24 protein-coding genes are annotated in these 22,937 nt (G+C 36.2%); all 24 read right to left on the reverse strand.

Translation table 11 applies throughout. The features are described 5' to 3' along the window. Nucleotides 1–27: 27 nt before the first annotated feature. Nucleotides 28–966, reverse strand: a complete 939-nt coding sequence (locus tag D8M05_RS04685) for a bifunctional riboflavin kinase/FAD synthetase (protein WP_121129151.1) — start codon at nucleotides 964–966, stop codon at nucleotides 28–30. A 23-nt stretch (nucleotides 967–989) separates the two neighbouring features. Then, nucleotides 990–1,880: a tRNA pseudouridine(55) synthase TruB gene (gene truB / locus D8M05_RS04690; RefSeq protein WP_121129153.1), complete on the reverse strand. Its 891-nt coding sequence runs from the start codon at nucleotides 1,878–1,880 to the stop codon at nucleotides 990–992. An 89-nt stretch (nucleotides 1,881–1,969) separates the two neighbouring features. Continuing rightward, nucleotides 1,970–2,311 carry a 30S ribosome-binding factor RbfA gene (rbfA, locus tag D8M05_RS04695; RefSeq protein ID WP_121129155.1) on the reverse strand — a complete coding sequence of 114 codons (342 nt, stop codon included), beginning with the start codon at nucleotides 2,309–2,311 and terminating at the stop codon, nucleotides 1,970–1,972. A 43-nt stretch (nucleotides 2,312–2,354) separates the two neighbouring features. Then, nucleotides 2,355–2,633, reverse strand: coding sequence for a DUF503 domain-containing protein (locus tag D8M05_RS04700; protein ID WP_121129157.1), 279 nt, complete (start codon nucleotides 2,631–2,633; stop codon nucleotides 2,355–2,357). Continuing rightward, the gene (gene infB, locus D8M05_RS04705; RefSeq protein WP_121129159.1) at nucleotides 2,630–4,738 is read right to left on the reverse strand and encodes a translation initiation factor IF-2; all 2,109 of its coding nucleotides are present in this window, start codon (nucleotides 4,736–4,738) and stop codon (nucleotides 2,630–2,632) included. The genes D8M05_RS04700 and infB overlap by 4 nt, the downstream gene beginning before the upstream one ends. Before the next feature lie 16 nt (nucleotides 4,739–4,754). Continuing rightward, nucleotides 4,755–5,060, reverse strand: a complete 306-nt coding sequence (locus D8M05_RS04710) for a L7Ae/L30e/S12e/Gadd45 family ribosomal protein (protein WP_121129161.1) — start codon at nucleotides 5,058–5,060, stop codon at nucleotides 4,755–4,757. After that, nucleotides 5,053–5,331: an RNase P modulator RnpM gene (rnpM, locus tag D8M05_RS04715; protein WP_121129163.1), complete on the reverse strand. Its 279-nt coding sequence runs from the start codon at nucleotides 5,329–5,331 to the stop codon at nucleotides 5,053–5,055. The genes D8M05_RS04710 and rnpM overlap by 8 nt, the downstream gene beginning before the upstream one ends. A 13-nt stretch (nucleotides 5,332–5,344) precedes the next feature. Next, on the reverse strand, nucleotides 5,345–6,436 hold the full coding sequence (gene nusA, locus D8M05_RS04720) for a transcription termination factor NusA (RefSeq protein WP_121129165.1): 1,092 nt from the start codon (nucleotides 6,434–6,436) through the stop codon (nucleotides 5,345–5,347). Between the two features lie 15 nt (nucleotides 6,437–6,451). Next, nucleotides 6,452–6,922 carry a ribosome maturation factor RimP gene (gene rimP / locus D8M05_RS04725; RefSeq protein ID WP_121129167.1) on the reverse strand — a complete coding sequence of 157 codons (471 nt, stop codon included), beginning with the start codon at nucleotides 6,920–6,922 and terminating at the stop codon, nucleotides 6,452–6,454. 256 nt (nucleotides 6,923–7,178) lie between these two features. Then, a complete protein-coding gene (locus tag D8M05_RS04730; RefSeq protein WP_245985196.1) occupies nucleotides 7,179–8,039 on the reverse strand; it encodes an STAS domain-containing protein in 861 nt (286 codons plus the stop codon). A 516-nt stretch (nucleotides 8,040–8,555) separates the two neighbouring features. Next, entirely contained in the window at nucleotides 8,556–12,848 is a 4,293-nt protein-coding gene (locus tag D8M05_RS04735) for a PolC-type DNA polymerase III (protein ID WP_121129169.1), read from the reverse strand. Nucleotides 12,849–12,992: 144 nt separating this feature from the next. After that, nucleotides 12,993–14,267, reverse strand: coding sequence for an RIP metalloprotease RseP (rseP, locus tag D8M05_RS04740; RefSeq protein WP_121129171.1), 1,275 nt, complete (start codon nucleotides 14,265–14,267; stop codon nucleotides 12,993–12,995). A gap of 80 nt (nucleotides 14,268–14,347) precedes the next feature. Further along, entirely contained in the window at nucleotides 14,348–15,136 is a 789-nt protein-coding gene (locus tag D8M05_RS04745) for a phosphatidate cytidylyltransferase (RefSeq protein WP_121129173.1), read from the reverse strand. 14 nt (nucleotides 15,137–15,150) lie between these two features. Continuing rightward, nucleotides 15,151–15,912, reverse strand: coding sequence for an undecaprenyl pyrophosphate synthase (locus tag D8M05_RS04750; RefSeq protein WP_121129175.1), 762 nt, complete (start codon nucleotides 15,910–15,912; stop codon nucleotides 15,151–15,153). Between the two features lie 240 nt (nucleotides 15,913–16,152). After that, nucleotides 16,153–16,710 carry a ribosome recycling factor gene (frr, locus tag D8M05_RS04755; RefSeq protein WP_121129177.1) on the reverse strand — a complete coding sequence of 186 codons (558 nt, stop codon included), beginning with the start codon at nucleotides 16,708–16,710 and terminating at the stop codon, nucleotides 16,153–16,155. A 2-nt stretch (nucleotides 16,711–16,712) separates the two neighbouring features. Beyond that, complete coding sequence (gene pyrH, locus D8M05_RS04760; RefSeq protein ID WP_121129179.1) at nucleotides 16,713–17,435, reverse strand: UMP kinase; 723 nt, start codon at nucleotides 17,433–17,435, stop codon at nucleotides 16,713–16,715. Between the two features lie 279 nt (nucleotides 17,436–17,714). After that, nucleotides 17,715–18,599: a translation elongation factor Ts gene (tsf, locus tag D8M05_RS04765; protein ID WP_121129181.1), complete on the reverse strand. Its 885-nt coding sequence runs from the start codon at nucleotides 18,597–18,599 to the stop codon at nucleotides 17,715–17,717. A gap of 87 nt (nucleotides 18,600–18,686) precedes the next feature. Beyond that, the gene (gene rpsB / locus D8M05_RS04770; RefSeq protein WP_121129183.1) at nucleotides 18,687–19,430 is read right to left on the reverse strand and encodes a 30S ribosomal protein S2; all 744 of its coding nucleotides are present in this window, start codon (nucleotides 19,428–19,430) and stop codon (nucleotides 18,687–18,689) included. A 190-nt stretch (nucleotides 19,431–19,620) separates the two neighbouring features. Beyond that, nucleotides 19,621–20,049, reverse strand: a complete 429-nt coding sequence (locus tag D8M05_RS04775; RefSeq protein WP_147405154.1) for a DUF6115 domain-containing protein — start codon at nucleotides 20,047–20,049, stop codon at nucleotides 19,621–19,623. 28 nt (nucleotides 20,050–20,077) lie between these two features. Further along, the gene (locus D8M05_RS04780) at nucleotides 20,078–20,380 is read right to left on the reverse strand and encodes a hypothetical protein (protein WP_121129186.1); all 303 of its coding nucleotides are present in this window, start codon (nucleotides 20,378–20,380) and stop codon (nucleotides 20,078–20,080) included. Between the two features lie 80 nt (nucleotides 20,381–20,460). Continuing rightward, nucleotides 20,461–21,231: a FliA/WhiG family RNA polymerase sigma factor gene (locus D8M05_RS04785; protein ID WP_121129188.1), complete on the reverse strand. Its 771-nt coding sequence runs from the start codon at nucleotides 21,229–21,231 to the stop codon at nucleotides 20,461–20,463. A 107-nt stretch (nucleotides 21,232–21,338) separates the two neighbouring features. Beyond that, nucleotides 21,339–21,836, reverse strand: coding sequence for a chemotaxis protein CheD (locus tag D8M05_RS04790; RefSeq protein ID WP_121129190.1), 498 nt, complete (start codon nucleotides 21,834–21,836; stop codon nucleotides 21,339–21,341). Then, nucleotides 21,829–22,461: a chemotaxis protein CheC gene (locus D8M05_RS04795; protein ID WP_121129192.1), complete on the reverse strand. Its 633-nt coding sequence runs from the start codon at nucleotides 22,459–22,461 to the stop codon at nucleotides 21,829–21,831. Before D8M05_RS04795 ends, D8M05_RS04790 begins: the two co-directional genes overlap by 8 nt. A 4-nt stretch (nucleotides 22,462–22,465) precedes the next feature. Continuing rightward, nucleotides 22,466–22,930 carry a chemotaxis protein CheW gene (locus tag D8M05_RS04800; RefSeq protein ID WP_121129194.1) on the reverse strand — a complete coding sequence of 155 codons (465 nt, stop codon included), beginning with the start codon at nucleotides 22,928–22,930 and terminating at the stop codon, nucleotides 22,466–22,468. Between the last annotated feature and the right edge of the window lie 7 nt (nucleotides 22,931–22,937).

A 22,937-nucleotide genomic window follows, 5' to 3' on the forward strand; every position in this document is an offset into this window, starting at 1 on the left:
AAAAAAGCAAGTTTTATATGTATGACATTACATAGAAAAGTATGCACGAATGTTTTTTTCATCTAATTCCATTTGTTCAATCAACGCTTCTGCTGACGAGAATTTCTCTTCATCACGCATAAATTTATACCATTCAACGTATAACGCTTCCCCATACAGGTCATTATTATAATCAAAAATATTTACTTCGATAGATAAATCTTCTCTATCAGCAGTAAAAGTAGGGTTTGTCCCTATATTTGCCATACCTTCATATGTTTCATTTTTATACAAAACCTTTACAGCATATATCCCTGACCTTGGTAAGATGGTATCTGGATTCACCTGAATATTCGCTGTTGGATAACCAATCTCTCTTCCACGCCTGTCTCCGCGAATAACGATTCCATCCAATTTAAAGGCTCTTCCGAGTAACTTATTTGCTTCGTCAACTTGACCTGACTTCAGTAGTCCCCTTATTCTTGTTGAACTCACTTTCTCCCCGCCCATTGTTACCTCAGAGATTGTAGTGAATGTAAATTCTCCTCGGGTGTAATCACTGATGTTAGTCATATTTCCACTACCTTTAAAGCCAAACGTGTAATCAAATCCTGCTACCAAATGTTTTATGTTTAACCCAATAATAAAGTGATCAATAAATTCCTGCGGTGATAGCTTCGATAATTCAGGGTTGAACTCTATAATATAAAGTCGATCCACACCTAAGCTGCGCAAGATTTCCTTCTTTTCTTTTACTGGGGTTAAATATTTCACATCATGAGTACCTTTTTTTAATACGACGGACGGGTGTGGATGAAAAGAAATAACAGCACTTTCCATGTTACGGTTTTTGGCTTCTTTTATTGCTGTATGGATTACTTTTTGATGTCCCTGATGAATCCCGTCAAAGAAACCTATAGCTGTTACAGTATTTGGAATTTCCTCTAAAACCAATGAATGCGGATAAGTTAATTCAAATGTTCTCATATACGCTCACCTATACTTCCTTCTCACTCACTAAAAACACGAACTGGTTTTATTTGTTCTTCGTTTTCAGGGTGGTTTTGATAGATTGCTAACAATTGCCCGTTGTGCATTACAACAAATGGATCTGTTTGCATGATTTTATCAGGCTTAGAGAGCTTTTGACCGTATAACACTCTCTCTTTCGTTTGTCCATCAACATGTAATGTATCTAAATGACTTAGCCCAGAGACGATAGGGGCTAATAAATCATCTTGCCTACCAGCAACCACAGCTTCCTCTATCATATCAAAAGTTATGGAATTTTTCTTTGTAAATGTCCCAGTTTCTGTTCTTACCAAATCCTGCATGTGGGCAGGATATCCTAACGCTTTTCCAATATCAACACAAAGTGTACGTATGTAGGTCCCTTTTGAACAAACTACTCTAATCTGAAAAGTATCCATTTCCTTCGATAACAATTCTATTTCATAAATAGTAATATTTCTTTTAGGACGTTCAGGCGGCACTTTCCCCATTCTTGCATATTCATACAGTTTCTTCCCGTTTACTTTTACTGCTGAATACATTGGGGGGATTTGTGTAATCATACCCTTGAAATTGTTTAGTACATGTAGAATTTCATCCCTAGCTGGTGACTTGCTCACTTTTTTTTCCTCGATTATAGTGCCAGTAGCATCTTCCGTATCTGTAGCGGAACCAAGTTTAACCGTTGCTACATATGTTTTCGTCGTATTTGTTAGAAATGGGACAATCTTCGTCGCTTGTCCGATACAAATAGGTAAAACACCTACTACCTCTGGGTCAAGTGTGCCAGTATGTCCTACTTTTTTGGTGTGAAACAACTTGCGTATTTTCATCACACAATCATGTGATGTCATGCCACTTGGCTTCCATAATGGTAAGATTCCATTCATTCCGTTCACCTCCAGGTAATACAATAAATTAAAGCATGGAAAAATCTGACTCGCAATATATACCAAAACGAGTCAGATCCGTAAAACAATTACTTATTCAAATCACGCAATATAGAATCGATTCGATTTCCATATGCAAAAGCTTCATCAAATTCAAATGTCAGTTCAGGTGTTTTTCGTAAACGGATGCGCTGACCAATTTCTGAGCGAATAAACCCCTTCGCCTTCGCAAGTCCAAGTAGCGTATCCTTCTTCTGCTTGTCATCACCTAGAACAGAAATATATATTGTCGCTTGCTGAAGGTCCCCAGTTACCTCAACATCTGTAACGGTAACAAAGCCGACTCTAGGATCCTTAATTTTTCTCGTAAGAATTTCCCCTAATTCTTTTTTCATTTGTTCTGCTACGCGATTTGCACGTAATTCAGCCATTATATTCACCTCGTTAAAATGCCTGTTATAAAAAGAAGGGATTTTATAGTCGTTCTACATTCGTAATTGTACGCTCAAGTTCTGGAAATGTATCGATTATACGGAGTACCTCCCCGATTACTTGTTCCGCATGGTCTAAGTTGCGTGATATTGTAACTATTCCAAATTTCGTCCGTTGCCACAAATCATGGTAGTCTAATTCGGTTACTGCTACATTACAACTATTTTTTAGCTTAGCCATCACTCGCTTGATAATCGATCGTTTAAACTTTAAAGAGTTCCCTTCGTACATCATACACTCCACTTCAGCATATAGAATCATGAACGCTCGATTTCCTCCATTTTATATGCTTCGATAACATCTCCAACCTTAATATCATTAAAGTTCGTGATTGTTATACCACATTCATAATTTTGTGCTACTTCTTTCACATCATCTTTGAAACGTTTTAATGTATCAATTTCTCCCTCATAGATAACTACGCCATCACGGATAACTCTTACTCCAGCGTCACGAGTAATCTTACCATCTGTTACATAGCTTCCAGCAATTGTACCTACTTTCGATACTTTAAATGTTTCACGTACTTCAACTTGACCAATGACCTTCTCTTCAAATTCTGGATCAAGTAAGCCTTTCATTGCTGATTCAATTTCTTCAATTGCTTTATAAATAACGCGATGTAGGCGAATATCTACATTTTCTCGATCAGCTGCATTCTTAGCATTTGCATCTGGACGAACATTAAAACCAATAATAATTGCATTAGAAGCAGAGGCTAATATTATATCTGATTCTGTAATTGCACCTGCACCCGAATGAATAATATTAATTTTAACGCCTTCTACATCAATCTTTTGTAGAGATGAAGCAAGTGCTTCCGTTGAACCTTGTACATCCGATTTAATGATTATGTTTAATTCTTTCATTTCACCTTGTTTTATTTGCTCAAATAGATCCTCAAGGCTAACTTTCGCTTGTCCTGAGCGATTTTCAACAATTGCTTTTTGCTGACGAGCTTCCCCAACTTGGCGGCCTTGTTTCTCATCTTCAAACACAAGGAATTGGTCACCAGCTTGCGGGACGTCATGTAAGCCAGTAATTTCAACTGGTGTTGATGGACCTGCTTCAGTAACACGTACACCAAGATCATTAATCATTGCGCGCACACGGCCAAATGTATTACCGACTACAATAGAATCACCAACACGTAATGTACCATTTTGTACGAGTAATGTAGCAACACTACCTCGCCCTTTATCTAGTTCTGCTTCAATAACAGATCCAAATGCATTTGCTTTTGGATTGGCTTTTAACTCCTCAACTTCAGCAACAAGAAGAATCATTTCTAATAACTCATCGATACCTTCGTTTTTGATAGCAGAGATATTTACAAAAATTGTACTACCGCCCCAAGCTTCAGGTATGAGTTCATATTCTGTTAATTCTTGCATGACGCGATCAGGATTTGCAGCCTCTTTATCCATCTTATTTACAGCAATAATAATCGGAACCTCTGCAGCCTTTGCATGATTGATCGCTTCAACAGTTTGTGGCATAACACCATCATCTGCAGCTACGACTAAGATAGCGATATCCGTAATTTGCGCACCACGAGAACGCATACTTGTAAATGCAGCATGGCCAGGTGTATCCAAGAAAGTAATCTTCTTCCCTTCAACCTCAACTTGATAAGCACCAATATGTTGGGTAATTCCCCCAGCTTCACCTGCTGTTACTTTCGTATGACGTATTGCATCAAGTGTAGTTGTTTTACCATGGTCAACGTGTCCCATAATCGTAACAACAGCAGGTCTTTCAATTAGACTAGCTTCATCATCTGGGGCAACATATTTATCAAGATCGGTATCTTCTAGAATAATTTCCTTCTCAACCTCTACGTCAAATTCACTACAAATTAATTCAACAGCATCATCATCTAAATCTTGATTTTTGGTAGCCATCACACCTAAGAACATTAATTTCTTTATAAGTTCAGCAGGTTCTTTATTTAGTTTATCAGCTAAATCACTAACCGTTAGCGTATCACTATACGTTATTTTCTTCGGTGTTACTTTTACTACAGGTTGATGATTATTGGTTGGTCTTGCTTTTTTTGGACCTTTTTGTTTCTTATTATTTTTCTTGTTATTTGGTTGGTCCCGTTTCCCGTTATTTACTGGTTTCTTATCTTTCTTTACTTCCGGCTTATTCTTATTCACAGGTTTATTATTGGTATTTTCTTGTTTACTCTTCTGCGTATCCTGTTTTTTGCTAAATTTTTCATCAAGTTTCCCTTTAACTTCTGGTGCTATTGTTGACATATGGTTGGAAACTTCAGCATTAATTTCTTTTAAATAGTTGATTACATCTTTACTTGTTGTATTATTTTGTTTTGCATATTCATATACACGTATTTTACTCATACGTTCACCCCCGAATTTATTCCCCGATTAACGTCATAATTTTACCTGCAAATCCTGCGTCTAATATTGCGACAGCTACTCTTTGTGATTTCCCTAAAGCATTGGATATTGTTTCCCGATCATCTTCTACCATCACAAAAGGTATATTATAAAATTTGCATTTATCTGTTAATCTTTTTTTGGTCTGTGGACCCGTATCACTCGCAATTACTACTAATTTTGCTTTTTGCATTTTAATATCTTTAATGATTGTCTCTTCTCCTAGTGAACATTTCCTTGCACGATATGCTAACCCTATCATATTTAGGTACTTCTTATTCATTTGTTGTTCCACCGACTAATTTTTTCAATTCTTCATAGATAGATGGATCAACATCCGCATCTAAATGGCGATTTAATGCATTTGTTTTTTCAGCTTGTAAAATGACAGTTAAATCCTTTGATAAATATGCACCACGGCCATTCTTTTTACCAGACGAATCAACAAATACTTCCCCTTCTTTGTTCCGAACAATGCGGATAAGGTCTTTTTTTGGTTTCATTTCACTTGTAATGACACATTTTCGTTCTGGAATTTTCCTTTTCTTAACCACCGTTAATACCTCCTTATTCGAACAAATCTTCCTCTTCGTTAGAATAAGTTTCTGTTGTAATCAGTCCTTCTGCTATAGCATCAGATTCACTCTTAATATCGATCTTCCATCCCGTAAGCTTCGCGGCAAGTCTTGCGTTTTGACCACGTTTACCAATCGCTAGTGATAACTGATAATCTGGAACAATGACTGTTGTTGCCTTTTCTTCTTCATCAACTAGTACACTAACAACCTTCGAAGGACTTAGGGCATTAGAAACGTAGACTGTAGGGTCTTCTGACCACTGTACAATATCAATCTTTTCACCCTTTAATTCATTTACGATTGCTTGAACGCGCTGCCCTTTTTGTCCAACACAAGATCCTACTGGGTCCACTTCTGGATCTTTGGCATAAACAGATATCTTAGAGCGATCTCCAGCTTCTCTAGCAACTGATTTAATTTCAACTGTCCCATCGTAAATTTCTGGAACTTCCATTTCAAAAAGGCGCTTTAATAAACCTGGGTGTGATCTTGAAATGTAGATTTGCGGTCCTTTGCTTGTATTTTCCACTTTCGTAACGTAAACTTTAAGACGGTCGTGAATATCATATGATTCAGTAGGCATTTGTTCTGCTTCAGCCAGTTTCGCTTCAATCTTTCCTAGGTTCACATAAACGAAACGTGCGTCTTTTCGTTGGATGATTCCGGTCATGACATCATCTTCCCTATCGATATACTCAGAGAATATTACACCACGTTCCGCTTCTCTAACACGTTGTGTAACTACTTGTTTTGCAGCCTGAGCGGCAATACGGCCGAAGTCTTTCGGTGTTACCTCTACTTCAATAATATCATCCACTTCATGGTTAGGGTCTTCAAGTCTCGCCTCTTCTATAGAGATTTCTTGTTGGGAGTCTTCCACTTCTTCAACAACGATTTTCCTAGAGTATACTCTCATATTACCAGTTTCTTCATTAAGCTCTACTCTTACGTTAGAGGCAGATTTAAAATTCTTTTTGTATGCCGATATAAGAGCAGCTTCTAAAGCTTCTAGAAGAACGTCTTTGTCTATACCTTTTTCCTTTGATAAATTTTCAATTGCGTCAAACAACTGACTGCTCACTTTCCTTATCCCCCTTTAAAAAACTACCGCAAGCCTTGCCTTAGCTATTTTTTCGTAAGGTATTTCTACTTGTTTTGTCCTTGTTTTTACCTTGTACTCTAATGTGATTATATCTCCTTGGAAATCTTTCATCATACCTTCATACTCTTTTTTTTCTTCAATTGGTTCATATAATTTAATAAAAACATTTTTCATTATATTTTTTTCGAAATCAGCTTTCGTCTTAAGTGGGCGTTCAACCCCTGGTGAGGATACTTCTAGAAAATACGGATCTTTTATCGGATCGTGTTCATCTAACTTTTCGCTTAACTGTTCTGAAACCTCACCACATTCAGCAATATCGATTCCACCTGGTTTATCAATATAGACGCGTAGAAACCAGTTTTTACCCTCTTTTACGTATTCGATATCCACTAATTCTAAGTTTTTCGCTTCTATAATAGGTTTTACTAACTCTTCTGTTGTATCTATCACATGAGAACTCACATTCATCCTCCTTCTATCAAGTCTTGTTTTATTTCTTATTATGAACTAATCAAGTAAAACTATCTATTCAATACAAAACCCTTGCCAAATATGAGCGGCAAGGGAGAGGTTTCCTGAACAGAGTAGAAGTACGAAGAAAGAGTGGGCAAAAGACCCACTCTCCTGAAATGTTTCGTATCATTACTTACCACTAAGAATATATCACAAAAAAATAATCGATGCAAGGACGAAGCCTTTACAGAAGGATTATGACAAATTAGGTAGTAGGAATTGAGCTTTCTTCTAACACTGTATCATTCTTTAAATAATCCTTTAATGCTTTCTCTAGGGTTGCTCTAACTTCCATTTCTCTCCCAAAAGATAAACCTGTTGTTACAACATTCTTTACTACTTCTGGACGTATACCTGTAATAATTATTTGACACCCCATCATTCTGATTCCATCCATCATTTTCATAAATTGTTGAATCTCTTCAAAATTCAGAGAAGAAATTCCCGATAAATCAATAATTAATGTTTGAATACGCTTTTCTTTTATAGCCAATAATACTTTCTCTTCAATCGTACTTATTCGTAAATCATCCATTGCTCCGATTAATGGGAGAATGCTTATAGAAGTGGATATAGGTATAATTGGTACGGATAAATTTTCTACTAATTTCGTTTGTGATTCTAACAATGCATCCTTATAACCGGAATAGCTTAAAAAGAATCCTTTAAAAAATTTATCAATTAGAACATTTATTTGTTTTAAAAGCGTAAATAAATCGTTGTTATACGGTTTATCATTTAATTTGTCATATTCCTCAATAAAATGAAGTAATGTTTTTCGAATGGCCTGTACCCACTCAATTTTAAACTTCAATGTTAATTTATGCTCCGCCCAGGCAATACCCTCTTTTTTGCCGAAGACGATAACATCTTCTTCCTGCCCATTGATCGAATAAATTATTAGCTTATGTGCGTTTTCAAGTAAATTAATATTTCCTAGTAACTTTATCTCTTCTATCTTTTCCCGGACAGTATCTGCTTCTTTTAGCAATTGCTCTTCAAAGATTGCACGATTATCCATTAAAAATTGTTTTACCCCACTATCCTTGTTATATACATAATCCAATTCTCCCACACCTACTTTACAGAATTAATCCTCTTCATGATATGTTTGGAATATTTATATATTATACCATGTTTTAGAAATAAAATAATTAAAAACAGAGCAAGCCCAAATGGACTTGCTCTGTTTTAATTTAAAACTCTTTTCATAGAAATTGTTGCTTTTTATAGTTTGTAATTGATATAAACTACTGCATAACTTAAAGGGATATGCTAAATCACGCCGTTCCGGAAACACACTAATTGCTCTTTACTCAAGTACATCATGGTTTAGCACTATTATCATTGTTGATTGGAGTGGAGGGCAGTCGACTCCTGCGGGAAAAGTACGTGTCTGAAGACCCCGCAGGAAGTGATTTTCTTCCGAGGAGGGCTGAAGCCGTGCCCTAAGGTGCGCGTACTGCCCAGAACGGAAATCAACACAGCACTTACTGCGCAGTTTACATCCTATCTAACAAAAACAACAATTCTATTCGGTAGAACGAGTAAAGGTAATCCCATTCTAATTTGAAAACAGCATTTAAAATAAGGATAGTTGGTTTTTCTCTGCCATGCCTTCAAGACATCCCATATTATCCAAGTATTCTAATACGGTTTTAGAAATTTTACTGCGTTCTCGTAAATCTTCTTTCGATAGAAATTCCCCTTCTTCACGGGCTTTCACGATATTTATTGCAGCGTTGGTTCCTAGTCCATCAATTGCATTAAATGGCGGAATTAAACTATTTCCATCGACAATAAATTCTGAAGCACTTGACTTATAAAGGTCTACCTTACTGAAAGAAAATCCACGTTCACACATTTCTAGTGCTACCTCTAATACGGTTAACAGATTCTTTTCCTTAGGAGAAGCATCATTTCCTTTTACCGAAATCCCCTCCATACGCTTACGAATAGCAGCAGATCCTTTATTCATGGAATCTAAATCGAAGTCGTCAGCACGTACGGTAAAATATGCAGCATAAAAAAGGATTGGATGATGCACTTTGAAATATGCAATCCGAATAGCCATTAATACATATGCAGCTGCATGGGCTTTCGGGAACATATATTTTATTTTTTTACACGAATCAATATACCAATCTGGCACATTATGTTTTTTCATTTCGACAATCCATTCATCTTGTAGGCCTTTCCCTTTTCGGACAAACTCCATGATTTTAAAGGCAAGCGATGGTTCTAACCCTTTATGCATTAGATAAACCATAATATCATCACGACATCCGATTACATCAGATAGTTCGCAAATACCATCATTGATCAATTCCTGTGCATTCCCTAACCATACATCCGTACCATGAGATAACCCTGAGATAATTAATAACTCAGAGAATGTTGAAGGCTTTGTGTCTTCAAGCATTTGTCTAACAAATTTCGTACCAAATTCTGGCACTCCTAATGTACCTGTTTTGCAGTTTATTTGGTCTGCAGTAACACCGAGTGATTCTGGTCCAGAAAATATTTTCATTACCTCTGGGTCATCTGTTGGTATTGTCTTTGGCTCGATTCCACTTAAATCTTGTAACATCCGGATCACTGTGGGATCATCGTGTCCAAGAATATCAAGTTTTAATAGATTATCATGAATCGAATGGAAATCAAAGTGCGTTGTTCTCCATTCACTATTTCGATCATCGGCTGGAAATTGTATAGGTGTGAAATCAAAAATCTCCATATCACCAGGTACAACGATAATGCCGCCTGGATGCTGCCCTGTTGTCCGTTTCACACCTGTGCAGCCTTTCACTAGTCTATCAACTTCCGCATTTTTATAAACTAAATTATTGTCAGACGCAAAACCTTTAACATACCCATAAGCAGTTTTTTCAGCTACTGTACCGATTGTTCCAGCGCGATACACATAATCAACACCAAATAGTTCCTTTGTGTAATTATGTGCTCGTGGTTGGTAGGCACCAGAGAAATTCAAATCGATATCTGGTACTTTATCTCCTTTAAATCCAAGGAACGTTTCAAATGGAATATCTTGTCCATCCTTCATTAAGGAAGCACCACAATTTGGGCAATCTTTGTCTGGTAGGTCAAATCCACTACCGACCGAACCGTCATTAATAAATTCGTTATAATGACATTCCTTACATGCATAATGTGGTGGGAGTGGATTTACTTCAGTAATTTCCGTCATCGTTGCTACGAGTGACGAACCAACAGAGCCCCGTGAGCCTACCAAGTACCCATCTTCCAATGATTTTTTCACCAATTTTTGAGAAATTAAATAGATAACAGCAAAACCATTACCAATGATACTATCTAATTCTTTTTCTAAACGATCACTAACTATTTTTGGCACTGGGTCACCATAAATACTTATTGCACGATTATAAGATAGTTCCCTTATTTCTTCTTCAGCACCCTCAATGGTAGGTGTATACAAATCGTTCTTCACTGGTGAGAATTCCTCAATTGCATCCGCCAATTTATTTGTATTCGTTATTACGATTTCTCTGGCCTTTTCTTCCCCTAAAAAGCTAAAACACGCGAGCATTTCATTTGTTGTACGGAATGGTGTATCTGGTAGTGTTTGCCTATTCAAAGGGTTTCCAGCTTGTGATTTAATAAGAATTTGGCGGTATATCTTATCATGCTCCTCAAGATAATGTACATTTCCTGTTGCTACCACGAGTTTATTAAGGCGTTCACCTAATTCAACGATTTTTGAAAGAATATCTAGTACTTGTGCTTCATTTTGTACAAGATCTTTTTCAATTAAATGAATATAATTAGTTGGTGGCTGGACTTCGATGTAGTCATAGAATCCTGCTACTTTTTCAGCTTCTTCTTGTGATTTCTGCATCATTGTTTCAAAGACTTCCCCTTTATCACAAGCGGTTCCTACCAATAATCCTTCACGATGCTTTTGTAATAGAGAACGAGGAATACGAGGTACACGATAAAAGTAGTCTATATGCGCAAATGATACTAGCTTATACAAGTTCTTTAGACCAATTTCAGTTTGTGCAAGTAACGTAACATGAAACGGTCTAGAGCGCTGATATGCGTTTCCTTCACCCATATGATTATTAAGCTGATTATGATTTGTTATTTCTTTTTCGGGCAACCGCTGCACGAGCTTCCATAAAAGGTATCCCGTAGCTTCAGCATCATAGATTGCTCTGTGGTGCTGTGTTAATTCAATATCCAAATGTTTACATAATGTGTTTAATCGATGATTCTTCAATTCAGGCAGAAGAAATCTTGCAAGCTCTAGTGTATCAATGACGGGGTTATTTGCTTCTTCATAATTGATTCGTTTTAAACCTTGATTTAAGAATCCCATATCAAAGCTTGCATTATGAGCTACTAACACACTGTCTTCCATCCACTTATGAAAGTCCTTTAACACGTCTTCTATTTCAGGTGCATCACGGACCATGTCATCTGTTATTCCCGTTAACTCAATTGTTGTTTGTGATAAGGGATGATGCGGATTGGCAAAAGCTTCGAATCGATCAATAACCTCTCCTTTATGAATCTTAACTGCAGCAAGTTCAATGATCGTATCATAAACCGCCGAAAGTCCAGTAGTCTCTACATCAAATACAACATACGTAGCATTTTCTAGCTCTAAATCACAAACGTTATATGCGATTGGAACACCATCATCAACTAAGTTTGCCTCTACGCCATATAAAACCTTAATATTATTCTTTTTACCTGCAGCATAAGCATCTGGAAAACCTTGAACACCAGCATGATCAGTAATCGCGACAGCTTTATGTCCCCATTTTGCTGCTTGTGTAACGAGAGCAGTAGGCGAAACAACTGCATCAATTTGGCTCATCGTTGTATGGGCGTGTAATTCAACCCGTTTTTCATCTTCTTTAGCTGTATCCATCCGAGTTTCAACTCTAACTTCAGCAATATCATTTGCCATCATTGCTAATTCATTGGAATACATATCCGTTTGTATGCTACCTCTTGCTTTAATCCACATTCCTTCTTTAACAGATTTAAATTTAGCAGCATCCTCATCGTTTTTCGAGAACATTTTAATCTGTAATGAATCAGAATAATCCGTCGCTTTAATTATGAGTAAACTTCTACCCGAACGAAGCTCCCGAATTTCCGCAGAGAAGATGTATCCCTGTACAACAACACGTCGCTCTTCCTCAAGAATTTCCTCCATTAGAATTGCTTCGTCTTTTATGTTATATCCAAGCATCAGTGGGCCACTTTCCTCGTGTACTGATTTTTCTTGATCTCGTTTTTCTTTTTCTTGTACGGTTTTCATGACAATAGCTCTATCTTCCTGTGCCTTGATTTCTTTAAATCGTTGAATATCAGCTATGTCTGTTTTCACTTCTATATCTAATACATAAGACAACATTCCAACTTTTTTACAATAGATTTTAAATTCTTCTTCTAATCTTTTTTTCAAAGCTTTAGATTCTGCTTCATTCCTTGCAGTCAACACAATCTTATTATTATTTACCTTAGGAACTTGATTTTGAACTAAATCCTTATATGCTGGTGATAGATTCGTTATAGAAGAAATAAAAATTTGCCAATAACCACTAACAATATCATCCTCACAATTCTTATTGCCAGAATCAAGGGTTAAATCAATATTTGCAATAGGTTGGAAGCTTTCTCTGAGTTTTGAAAGAAATAATTGATAAACATTTGGCGGAAGTATATTTTGGTTGTATATTTTAAAATGCCACGTTTTCGTCTGCTTATATACCTCTATCTTTTCAATATAGCTTTCATGAAAATGGTTTGTCGTAAACTCATCTGGTAATTGAAGCTGTTTCAACAATAGAGCCATTTTCTCCTTTTTTGATATATCCATTTTTCTCCCCCTAAAACGAACAGGTCTAAACTACTATTAATCTAATTGTACGCCTTACCTATAAAACCTTTCAACATAAAAATACTACCAAATAATGAGAACCCCTGCCACCACTCAATGGGCAAGGGTTCTCGCATTTATTTATTACAAAAATAGACGTTGTATGTCATTCCATGTTACGACTAACATTAATAACATTAAAAGGGCAAATCCAACGAAGTGGAATATCCCTTCCTTTTCAGGTGGCACCGGTTTACCGCGAAGCTTCTCAAGTCCGACAAATAATAACCTTCCACCATCTAGAGCAGGTAACGGGACAAGATTTATAATTCCCAAGTTAACACTCAACATCGCTGTCCACATAATTAAATTCATAAATCCAGATTGTACAACCTGGTCTGTTGCATCATAAATGCCAACTGGTCCTGACAGAACATCAATCGGTACCTGACCTGTAATTAGCATTCCAAGATTGGTCAGAACCAATTTCGTTACACTATAGGTTTGTTCAAATCCATACTGTAACGTTCCAAGGACGGATTTTTCAAAACCAGCACGTACACCAATTTGGCCAATTGATATTTCTTCTCCTTTTTGATCGACAGCTTGAGCTTCAGTTGGAACAACAGATAGTGTATGTTCTTGTCCATCTCTAAGCACTGTCATCGTTAATTCTTCATTGGGGTTTTCTCTTACAATAGTTGTAAATTCTTCCCAAGTAGAGATAGAATTATCTTCTATTTTAATGACCTCATCATTTTCCATGAAACCAGCTTCTTCTGCAGGAGTATCTGAAATGATTTCACCCAATTTCGCTTCCTCTACAGGTATACCTTGGACCAATCCCAAAATCACAAAAAGAAGGATAGCTAATATAAAATTCATCAGCGGACCAGCAAATAATTGCATTGCACGTTGACCAGCTGTTTTTGATGCAAATTGTCGATCATATGGAGCAATCTGTGTTTCTTTTTCATCCATAATGAAGAATGCTTTACGATCCACCTCAAATGTTAGTCTTTCCTCATCATTATCGAGTTCATAACCTTCAATGATTAGCTGATGATCAAGGTCTACTTTTTCTACTTCAATTACACGAGCATTTGGATGTTTTGACTTATTATTGACGATAATTTTTTCTACTTTTCCATGATTATTGAATTCTAATCCGATGTGATGCCCAGGCTTTAACTCAATAATCTCTGGGTCTTCACCAGCAACTCGTACATAACCACCAGCAGGGATCAAGCGAATGGTATAAAGTGTTTCATTTCTTGTAAATGAGACAATTTTTGGTCCAAAGCCAATCGCAAACTCTCGGACTAACATTCCAGCTCGTTTAGCAAAAATCATATGTCCCCACTCATGCACAAACACAAGTAAGCCAAACATAAATATAAACGCAATAACTGTGGTCAACAATAGCACCATCCTTTTAGTTGGATTCCTAAACCCTACAACTAATGATTTCTATCAAATTTAATATACTTTAAATACCATCAAACGAAGAAATGAATGATGTGTAATAAAGGTAGAACAAAAAGCAAGCTATCAAAACGATCTAGTATCCCTCCATGGCCAGGAAGTATTTTTCCTGAGTCTTTCACACCGTAATTACGCTTTAGTGCTGATTCAACAAGGTCACCAACTTGTCCAAATATAGACGCTAAGATCGCAACCAGAATAACGATAATGAATGAATGTGAAAAAGGAGTGATAGTATGAAAAATACCTGCTACAATACACGCTAGTAAAATACCACCTAAAGCACCTTCAACAGTTTTATTCGGGCTTATTGTTGGCCATAACTTTCTCTTACCAAACTTCCTACCAACTAAATATGCCCCCGTATCTGTTGACCAAATGATTAAAAATGCAAAAAAGATATTTTTTAGTCCACTATCCCCAGTTCTGGTTTCAATTAAATAAAAGAACCCTAATCCTATGTAAAAAGTTGCTAGAAGAACAAATCCAGCATGGTCAAATGTGAACTTATTTTTCACTAACACGGTATAAGCTAGTAAAAGGAGAATAAGGAAGGTAATTAATTCAAATTTTGGTATGTCCGAAATGATATTCCATGAATCTTGGTATAATATCAACCACAGTAAGAGGAGACCTAGAAGACTCGGCATAAAGTAATTACCAATACTTCTCATTCGTATTAATTCTATTAGACCAATCGATGCGATTAAGTATATGAATAATGTAAAGGGCCATTCACCGATTATAATTAAAGGTACAAAAATTAGGAGTGCAATTATCGCTGTAATTGTTCGCTGCTTCATTCTTTCATAACCCCCTACAATCCACCAAAGCGTCTTTTTCGTTGCTGAAATTCTTCTAATGCCTGCCACAATACCTTCTCATCAAAATCTGGCCATAGTGTATCAGTAAACCAAAATTCTGTATAAGCTGATTGCCATAATAAGAAATTACTCAATCGTTGTTCACCACTTGTTCGTATTAATAAATCAGGATCTTTTTGTCCATTTGTATACAAATAATTGTTAAAAATGTTCTCATCTAATGCATCTACAGATAGTTTCGAGCAATCCACATCATTCAAAATTTGCTTAATTGCTCTCATGATTTCATATCTACCACCATAGTTTAATGCAAAATTTAATAATAAACCATCGTTATCTTTCGTCTTATCAATGGCATACTGCACAGCCTCTTTCGTATGACCTGGCAATGCATCAAACTCACCTATCGTTTGAATCTTCACGTTGTTCTCCATTATTTCAGGTAAATAGATATGGAGGAACTCTTTTGGTAATTTCATTAAGAAGTCTATTTCCGACTTCGGTCGCTTCCAATTTTCCGTTGAGAAAGCATATAATGTTAGAATTTTTACATTAGCTTTTGCAGAGGCTCTTACTACTTTATTTACTGCATGTACCCCTTCTTTATGACCTGCAACCCGTGGAAGTCCTCTTCTTTTTGCCCAGCGCCCATTTCCGTCCATAATAATTGCAACATGTTCTGGTACATGGTCAAGTTCAACATCTGTCTCTTCTTTTTGTTTATTATTTTTTATAAAAGGAAATTTCATCGACATATTTTGTCCTCCGAATATTATTGCGTAAATCCCTTCTTTTTAACTTATGATGGAGTTAAACATTATATTACGCACTTATAATAACCCACTCATTAAAATAAAAGGGTGACACAATAATTCTTTCATTTAGCATGTGTATCATTTTGCGATGAATGGAAAAGCCCCCTTAGAGAAGAGGGCTCTTTTACTTATTCTACACCTTTTTTGATGTTAAATAAAGGCTCAAGCACGAAACCTTGCTTATACTTCCATAATTTCACTTTCTTTATCTTTTGCAAGTTGATCGATTTTAGCAATATGATTATTTGTTTCTTTTTGAACGTCATCTTGCGCGTTTCTTAATTCATCTTCCGTTAATGCAGCCTTTTTTTCTTCTTTTTTAAGTTGATCATTCGCATCTCTTCGCACGTTACGTACTTGTACACGATACTCTTCCGCATACTTTCCAACAACTTTAACTAAATCTTTTCTTCTTTCTTCTGTTAGTGGTGGAATACTTATACGGATAATATTCCCATCATTTGATGGTGATAAACCAAGGTCTGCTTTCTGGATTGCCTTTTCAATATCAGAAAGTGCCGTTTTATCATATGGAGTGATAATGAGTGATCTTGCTTCAGGTGCAGAGATATTAGCTAACTGATTAAGTGGTGTAGCTGCACCATAATAATCAACATAAACACTATCAAGTAAACTAGGATTTGCACGTCCTGCACGGACTGTTGCAAGACTTTTTGAAAATGCTTGTACTGCTTGCTCCATTTTTTGACGCATACTTTTCATAATCGCTTCAGACATGTTTATTTCCCCCTTATAGTTGTACCAATGGTTTCACCTTGAACAACTTTTTTAATATTTCCTTCTTCCGTAATAGAAAATACGATTAATGGTATATCATTATCCATACATAATGATGACGCGGTCGCATCCATTACACCAAGGCCTTCATTCAACATTTCCATATAGGTAAGTGAATCATATTTAGTAGCATTTTTATCAATTTTCGGATCAGCTGTATAGACTCCATCAACATTATTTTTAGCCATCAATATAACTTCTGCCTCAATTTCTGCAGCCCTAAGTGCAGCCGTCGTATCTGTTGAGAAATATGGATTTCCAGTACCAGCTGCAAAAATAACAACACGTTTCTTCTCTAGATGACGTATGGCTTTTCTTCTTATGTACGGTTCAGCAACCTGTCTCATTTCGATGCTTGTTTGAACGCGAGATTCGATTCCAATGGTTTCTAGGCCATCTTGAAGCGCTAGTGAATTCATCACAGTAGCCAACATTCCCATATAATCTGCAGTAGCACGATCCATTCCCATCTCACTACCAACTTTTCCGCGCCAGATATTTCCACCGCCAACAACGACAGCAACTTCTACACCTAGTTCTGCAACTTCCTTCACTTGGGATGCAATTGATTGAATAATTTTTGGCTCTATACCAAAGCCCTGCTGACCACTTAATGCTTCACCACTTAATTTTAACACAATTCTACGGTATCGTGCTGTTGTCATAATAACCTCCAAAGAAAATTTATCTACTGATACTTTGCCAAACATGTTGAAAAAGGGAACAAAGTTGTCCCCTATTTCCACTCCAGCTACATAGCCCGTGCTGTTAGCGATTCTCCCCTTACTCCGTACGTTAACAGTCCGACTTGTCGAACTTCCTTAACCACTATGGTTCCAAAGAGTTTCCTTTATATCCTACGTAGGAATGTTCGATTTTATCGAATCCCAACACACCTAGGGAAAGTCCTTACGCAGATTAACGGGCACTTCCGCTTTCGTTATTTACTTTTTAATTTGACTCATAACTTCTTCTGCAAAGTTCTCTTCGCGTTTTTCCATTCCTTCGCCTACTTCATAACGAACAAATGATTGAACGGTAGCACCTTTGCTTGCAATATATTTTTTAACTTTTTGATCTGGATCTTTAACAAAATCTTGATCTAGTAAACAAATTTCTTGGAAGAATTTATTTAAACGGCCTTCAACCATTTTTTCAACAATATTTTCAGGCTTGCCTTCGTTTAATGCTTGTTGTTTTAATATTTCACGCTCATGATTCACTTCTTCTTCACTAACTGCATCACGTGACACATATCGAGGATTTACAGCTGCAATATGCATAGCAATGTCTTTAGCAACCTGTTCTTCTGTTGTGCCTTCTAACACCGTTAATACACCAATACGTCCACCCATGTGAAGGTACGAACCGAATGAATCATTATCTGTTTTCGTATAGATTGTGAAACGTCTTAAAGAAATTTTTTCTCCAATTTTAGAGATAGCTGAATTAATATAAGTCTCAACTACTTCACCTTCACCATTAAGCTTTTGAGTAAGTGCTTCTTCAACCGTTGCTGGCTTTTGACTTAATAAATGCTTTGCTAAATCGGATAGTAGGTTTTTGAATTGGTCATTTTTTGTAACAAAATCTGTTTCACAGTTAACTTCAATTAGAACTGCCTCATTATTATCAACTTCTATGTAAGTTGAACCTTCTGCAGCGATACGATCAGCTTTTTTAGCAGCTTTAGCAATCCCTTTTTCACGCAAGAAGTCAATTGCTTTATCGATGTCACCATCTACTTCTTGAAGTGCTTTCTTACAATCCATCATTCCCGCACCAGTTTTTTCACGTAGTTCTTTAACCATTTTTGCAGTAATTGCCATGATTATTTCCTCCTTAAATCTACATTGATTTTTCTTTTAAAAAAGGTGATAAAAGGCTCTTATCCTCTTATCACCTTAAGCATCAAATTATTCTCCAGCTGAAACTGTTTCTGTTTCTTCTGTAGCAGCTTGGACTTCTTCTGTTTCTTCGCCTTGTTTCACTTCTAAAATAGCATCAGCCATTTTTGAAGTTAAAAGTTTTACCGCACGAATTGCATCGTCATTCGCTGGGATTACATAATCGATTTCATCAGGATCACAGTTTGTATCTACAATTCCGATAATAGGAATATTTAATTTGTGCGCTTCAGCAATAGCAATGCGCTCTTTACGTGGATCAATTACAAATAAAGCATCTGGAAGACGATCCATTTCTTTAATTCCACCTAAGAATTTCACAAGACGTTCTTTTTCTTTTAAAAGATTTACTACTTCTTTTTTAGGAAGTACTTCAAAAGTTCCGTCTTCTTCCATACGTTCAATATCCTTCAAACGGTTAATACGTTTACGGATTGTTTCGAAGTTTGTAAGTGTACCACCCAACCAACGTTGGTTAACATAGTACATACCAGAACGAATTGCTTCATCGCGAACAGAGTCTTGAGCTTGTTTTTTCGTACCAACGAAAAGAATGGTACCACCATTAGCTGCAATATCTTTTACGACATTGTACGCTTCATCAACCTTTTTCACTGTTTTTTGTAGGTCGATAATATAAATACCGTTACGTTCTGTGAAGATATATTTTTTCATCTTCGGATTCCAACGGCGAGTCTGATGTCCAAAATGTACACCAGCTTCTAAAAGTTGTTTCATAGAAATTGCTGACATAATATTTCCTCCTAAATGGTTTTTTTCCTCCGTTTAGATCATCTTCATATAGAGACCATCAGACATGTGACGGCACCACCAACATGAATTACTAAACGTGTGTATTTCTTACTTATTTATTTGTTTTCAAATAAAAGTATTTACACCAGAAGTTAATATATCATATTGCCTTCTGGTAATCAAGTTAAATCTACATATTTCTATTTAAATTGATAATAAGTTCTGCTTCGGTTTTTCCACAATCTAATTTCTTGGCTATTTCAGTAACTGATAGCCCTTGGTGATATAGCCCTAGAACTTTTGATTCCAAAGAAGCTTCAACGTAATCCTGAACGACATCTTCCTTAAACGGGACTGGTACTTCCTCTTCAATTGTAACATCTAGTTTTGTACCCGCTGAGTCAGGTAATGACACTTCTTTATTCGATGCTTTTTCATTCAATGTATTTTGTAAACGCTTATTTTCATCTTTTATTTCTTGAACATATGACTTAAGAAGGTCATTAATCTCACTGGAATCTGTATTCTTCAGTGATTGGATCTGCCAATATAATTGAATAATGATATAGATAGCTATGATATGTAACAAGAAACTAACAATAAATAAGAAAGATGTCATTAAAATAATCCCTTCTAACCCTAATCTTTTAACCGTTAAAATCAATGTGATTTCCTAAATAAGGATGCATTAACCTCTCATCGTTATCCTCTGATTTTAATTCGTTTTCTTTCTTGTCATCCTGGTCGCTTTTGTTTTCTTTCTTCAAGTGCATTTTCTGTAATTCTTCTGTTTCACTAATACGCTTTCTTTTTAACTCTTCCTGTTTCAATCCGACAGCAGCAAGCAAATCTTGATGATATTGATTTTGTTTCTGTAATTGCTCACTGAGTTTTCCTGCATCTTGTGTTCTGGGAAGCGCAACTTGCAACTCTACTAGTTTTAAACTCAAGTTAGAATCACTCCCGTATATTTGGAATGCTTAATGAAGGACCTTTAAAAGCATCCTACTAATTGGCCCCTCAAGGAAAATCAAACTTTACTTAATGCTTTCCTTATTTTAAATATTGCTTTTTTATGGATTTGTGAAATTCTTGAAGTTGTTAAATCAAGTACTTGCCCTATTTCTGTAAAGGTTAATTCATCAAAATAAAATAAACTTACAACAAGTTGTTCTTTTTCATTTAACGCTTTAATACTCGCAACCAACTCATCTTTTACTTCTTTCTGAACCACTTTACTTTCAGGATTTTCCTTAGGGCTATCAGGAAGGGAATATCCAATACCCTCTCTAACCCCTTCTCTTGAACCACTCTTTGGTTTCTCCTCAATGGAGAGAACATTTGCAAATAACCCATCTTTTACAACCTGCTCCACTTCTCCAGGGGATATTCCAACTAATTCTGCAATTTCCTCAGAGCTTGGTGATCGTTGATTTTTTTGTTCCAATTGTTGATGTGCTTTTTCTACTTTCTTTACCTTTTCTCGAAGTGATCGTGGGAGCCAGTCTTCTTTTCTTAATCCATCAATGATCGCACCACGAATTCGTATGGATGCATAGGTATCAAATTTCAAATCACGATTCGGTTCAAATTTTTTGAGCGCATCATATAGCCCGATAAGGCCTAAGCTTCTAATATCTTCTTTGCTTACACTGTTAGGAAGATGACTAGAAATCCTCTCTACATGAAAGCTCACTAAATAATGATAGTTTGCGATTAATTCATTGGCTGCATGATTGCTTCTATTATTTATCCATTCATTCCAAAGCTCTTGTTCTAGAGGAGTATTCGTATTTACCATATTGTATTTTCTCCTCCTTCATCCTTGTAATTATAGGATGTTCAAAAAGTCTCGAAAAATGACACGTGCTTTGTATCTTCCTTTTTGAACGAACGATTAGCATTTGATTAGATATAGAATTCGTCTTTATTTACTTTACGAATTTTTAACATAGATGTACTTGGATCGAATTCAATTGTTCTCCCCACATTTCCAGCAACATCTGAAGATAAGATTGGAATTTGGTTTTCTTTTAAAACCAATTGAACAGCTTCTATATTTCTTGCACCAATTCGCATTATATCAGAGGTTGAAGTGAAGTTGAACATTTGTGCCCCTCCGGCTATTTTTGCCTTTAAAGCATATTTTCTTGCTCCTCTTTTTAAGAGTTTATCAATTAATATGGGTACAGCTGTATCAGCAAATTTATATGTATTGAAATTCGCTTGTTTGGCAAGCTTGGAATCTGGAAGAAGAACATGCGATAATCCAGCTACTTTCTTTGTCGGATCATAAATAACAACCCCAACACAGGACCCAAGTCCTGAGGTTCGAATAATGTCTGGTGCTGTAACAAGGTTTAAATCAGCAATACCTACTTTTACAATTGTTTTTGTATCATTCATCTGTCTTTATACCTAGCGCGTGAAATAATTTAGGCAATGTTTCGGGCTCTGGTAATAAAAAGAAATTCCCATGTATGCCATCACCTAAATCACTACTTATCCTTGTATCTATAATGATAGCGTAGTCTGATACTTGCGATATTTCGAGCAAACCGACTGTTAAGACAGCACCAGCCATGTCAATACTTAAATAAGGTACAGAAGGTTGCATGTTTATGTTTGTAAAATCAGATAATGCTGTTAGATAGGAACCTGTAACAATATTTCCTATTTCTTGTAAAGCTGATATTGCCATCTCATTGCTTTCCTCATCATTTAAAAATGAGAAATCATCTTCATTTATGATTTTCTTTATAAGTGCTTCCGCTTCCTCAAGAGAGAGAATAAAGTAAACTGTTCCAAGTACATCCCCCTTAATTTGGAATAGCATTGCAACAATGGTTTCCTCAGGTCCACCAATTAATTCCATCATTTCATCGTAACCGACAATTTTTACTGAAGGTACCTGCATATCGATCTTTTTATTAACTAATTTTGACATGGAAGTAGCTGCATTACCGGCCCCGATATTTCCAATTTCACGTAGAGCATCTTTTTCTATACTTGACAAACTTTCATATTTCATTCGTTTATCCTTCTAACATTTCTTGGAGGTTTTCATTTTTTAATACTTTATTTAGGTTAAGCAAAATAAGAAGTCGGTTGTCAATCTGAACAACACCATCAATATAATCCACATGAACAGAATCAATTACCTCAGGAGCAGGCTCAATTTTGCGGGTAGGGATATCGATAACATCATTGGCAGAATCAACAATTAATCCAACCTCCATATCATCTAAATAAACAATAATGATACGAGTAGATTCATTCATCTCAGCGTTGCCCATTCCAAAGCGATGTCTTAAGTCAATAACTGGTGTTACCACCCCACGCAAATTAATTACACCCTTCACATATTTTGGTGTTTGAGGCACGCGGGTAATTGGAATACTTCTTTCAATAGAGCCAACTTGCTCCACACTTACAGCGTACTCTTCATCTTTCAATTGAAATACGATTACCTTCTGTTCCATTAATTGTTCGTTTTCCATTCTTACA

It is taken from the genome of Oceanobacillus bengalensis (genome assembly GCF_003628445.1).
Lineage (GTDB): Bacteria > Bacillota > Bacilli > Bacillales > Amphibacillaceae > Oceanobacillus > Oceanobacillus bengalensis.

Bases quoted from the DNA above. Each gene is read 5' to 3' on its own strand.
- D8M05_RS04685 (WP_121129151.1), bottom strand. From the start codon at position 966: ATGAGAACATTTGAATTAACTTATCCGCATTCATTGGTTTTAGAGGAA.
- truB (WP_121129153.1), bottom strand. From the start codon at position 1,880: ATGAATGGAATCTTACCATTATGGAAGCCAAGTGGCATGACATCACAT.
- rbfA (WP_121129155.1), bottom strand. From the start codon at position 2,311: ATGGCTGAATTACGTGCAAATCGCGTAGCAGAACAAATGAAAAAAGAA.
- D8M05_RS04700 (WP_121129157.1), bottom strand. From the start codon at position 2,633: ATGATTCTATATGCTGAAGTGGAGTGTATGATGTACGAAGGGAACTCT.
- infB (WP_121129159.1), bottom strand. From the start codon at position 4,738: ATGAGTAAAATACGTGTATATGAATATGCAAAACAAAATAATACAACA.
- D8M05_RS04710 (WP_121129161.1), bottom strand. From the start codon at position 5,060: ATGAATAAGAAGTACCTAAATATGATAGGGTTAGCATATCGTGCAAGG.
- D8M05_RS04735 (WP_121129169.1), bottom strand. From the start codon at position 12,848: ATGGATATATCAAAAAAGGAGAAAATGGCTCTATTGTTGAAACAGCTT.
- D8M05_RS04745 (WP_121129173.1), bottom strand. From the start codon at position 15,136: ATGAAGCAGCGAACAATTACAGCGATAATTGCACTCCTAATTTTTGTA.
- D8M05_RS04750 (WP_121129175.1), bottom strand. From the start codon at position 15,912: ATGTCGATGAAATTTCCTTTTATAAAAAATAATAAACAAAAAGAAGAG.
- frr (WP_121129177.1), bottom strand. From the start codon at position 16,710: ATGTCTGAAGCGATTATGAAAAGTATGCGTCAAAAAATGGAGCAAGCA.
- pyrH (WP_121129179.1), bottom strand. From the start codon at position 17,435: ATGACAACAGCACGATACCGTAGAATTGTGTTAAAATTAAGTGGTGAA.
- tsf (WP_121129181.1), bottom strand. From the start codon at position 18,599: ATGGCAATTACTGCAAAAATGGTTAAAGAACTACGTGAAAAAACTGGT.
- rpsB (WP_121129183.1), bottom strand. From the start codon at position 19,430: ATGTCAGCAATTTCTATGAAACAACTTTTAGAAGCTGGTGTACATTTT.
- D8M05_RS04775 (WP_147405154.1), bottom strand. From the start codon at position 20,049: ATGACATCTTTCTTATTTATTGTTAGTTTCTTGTTACATATCATAGCT.
- D8M05_RS04785 (WP_121129188.1), bottom strand. From the start codon at position 21,231: ATGGTAAATACGAATACTCCTCTAGAACAAGAGCTTTGGAATGAATGG.
- D8M05_RS04790 (WP_121129190.1), bottom strand. From the start codon at position 21,836: ATGAATGATACAAAAACAATTGTAAAAGTAGGTATTGCTGATTTAAAC.
- D8M05_RS04795 (WP_121129192.1), bottom strand. From the start codon at position 22,461: ATGAAATATGAAAGTTTGTCAAGTATAGAAAAAGATGCTCTACGTGAA.
- D8M05_RS04800 (WP_121129194.1), bottom strand. From the start codon at position 22,930: ATGGAAAACGAACAATTAATGGAACAGAAGGTAATCGTATTTCAATTG.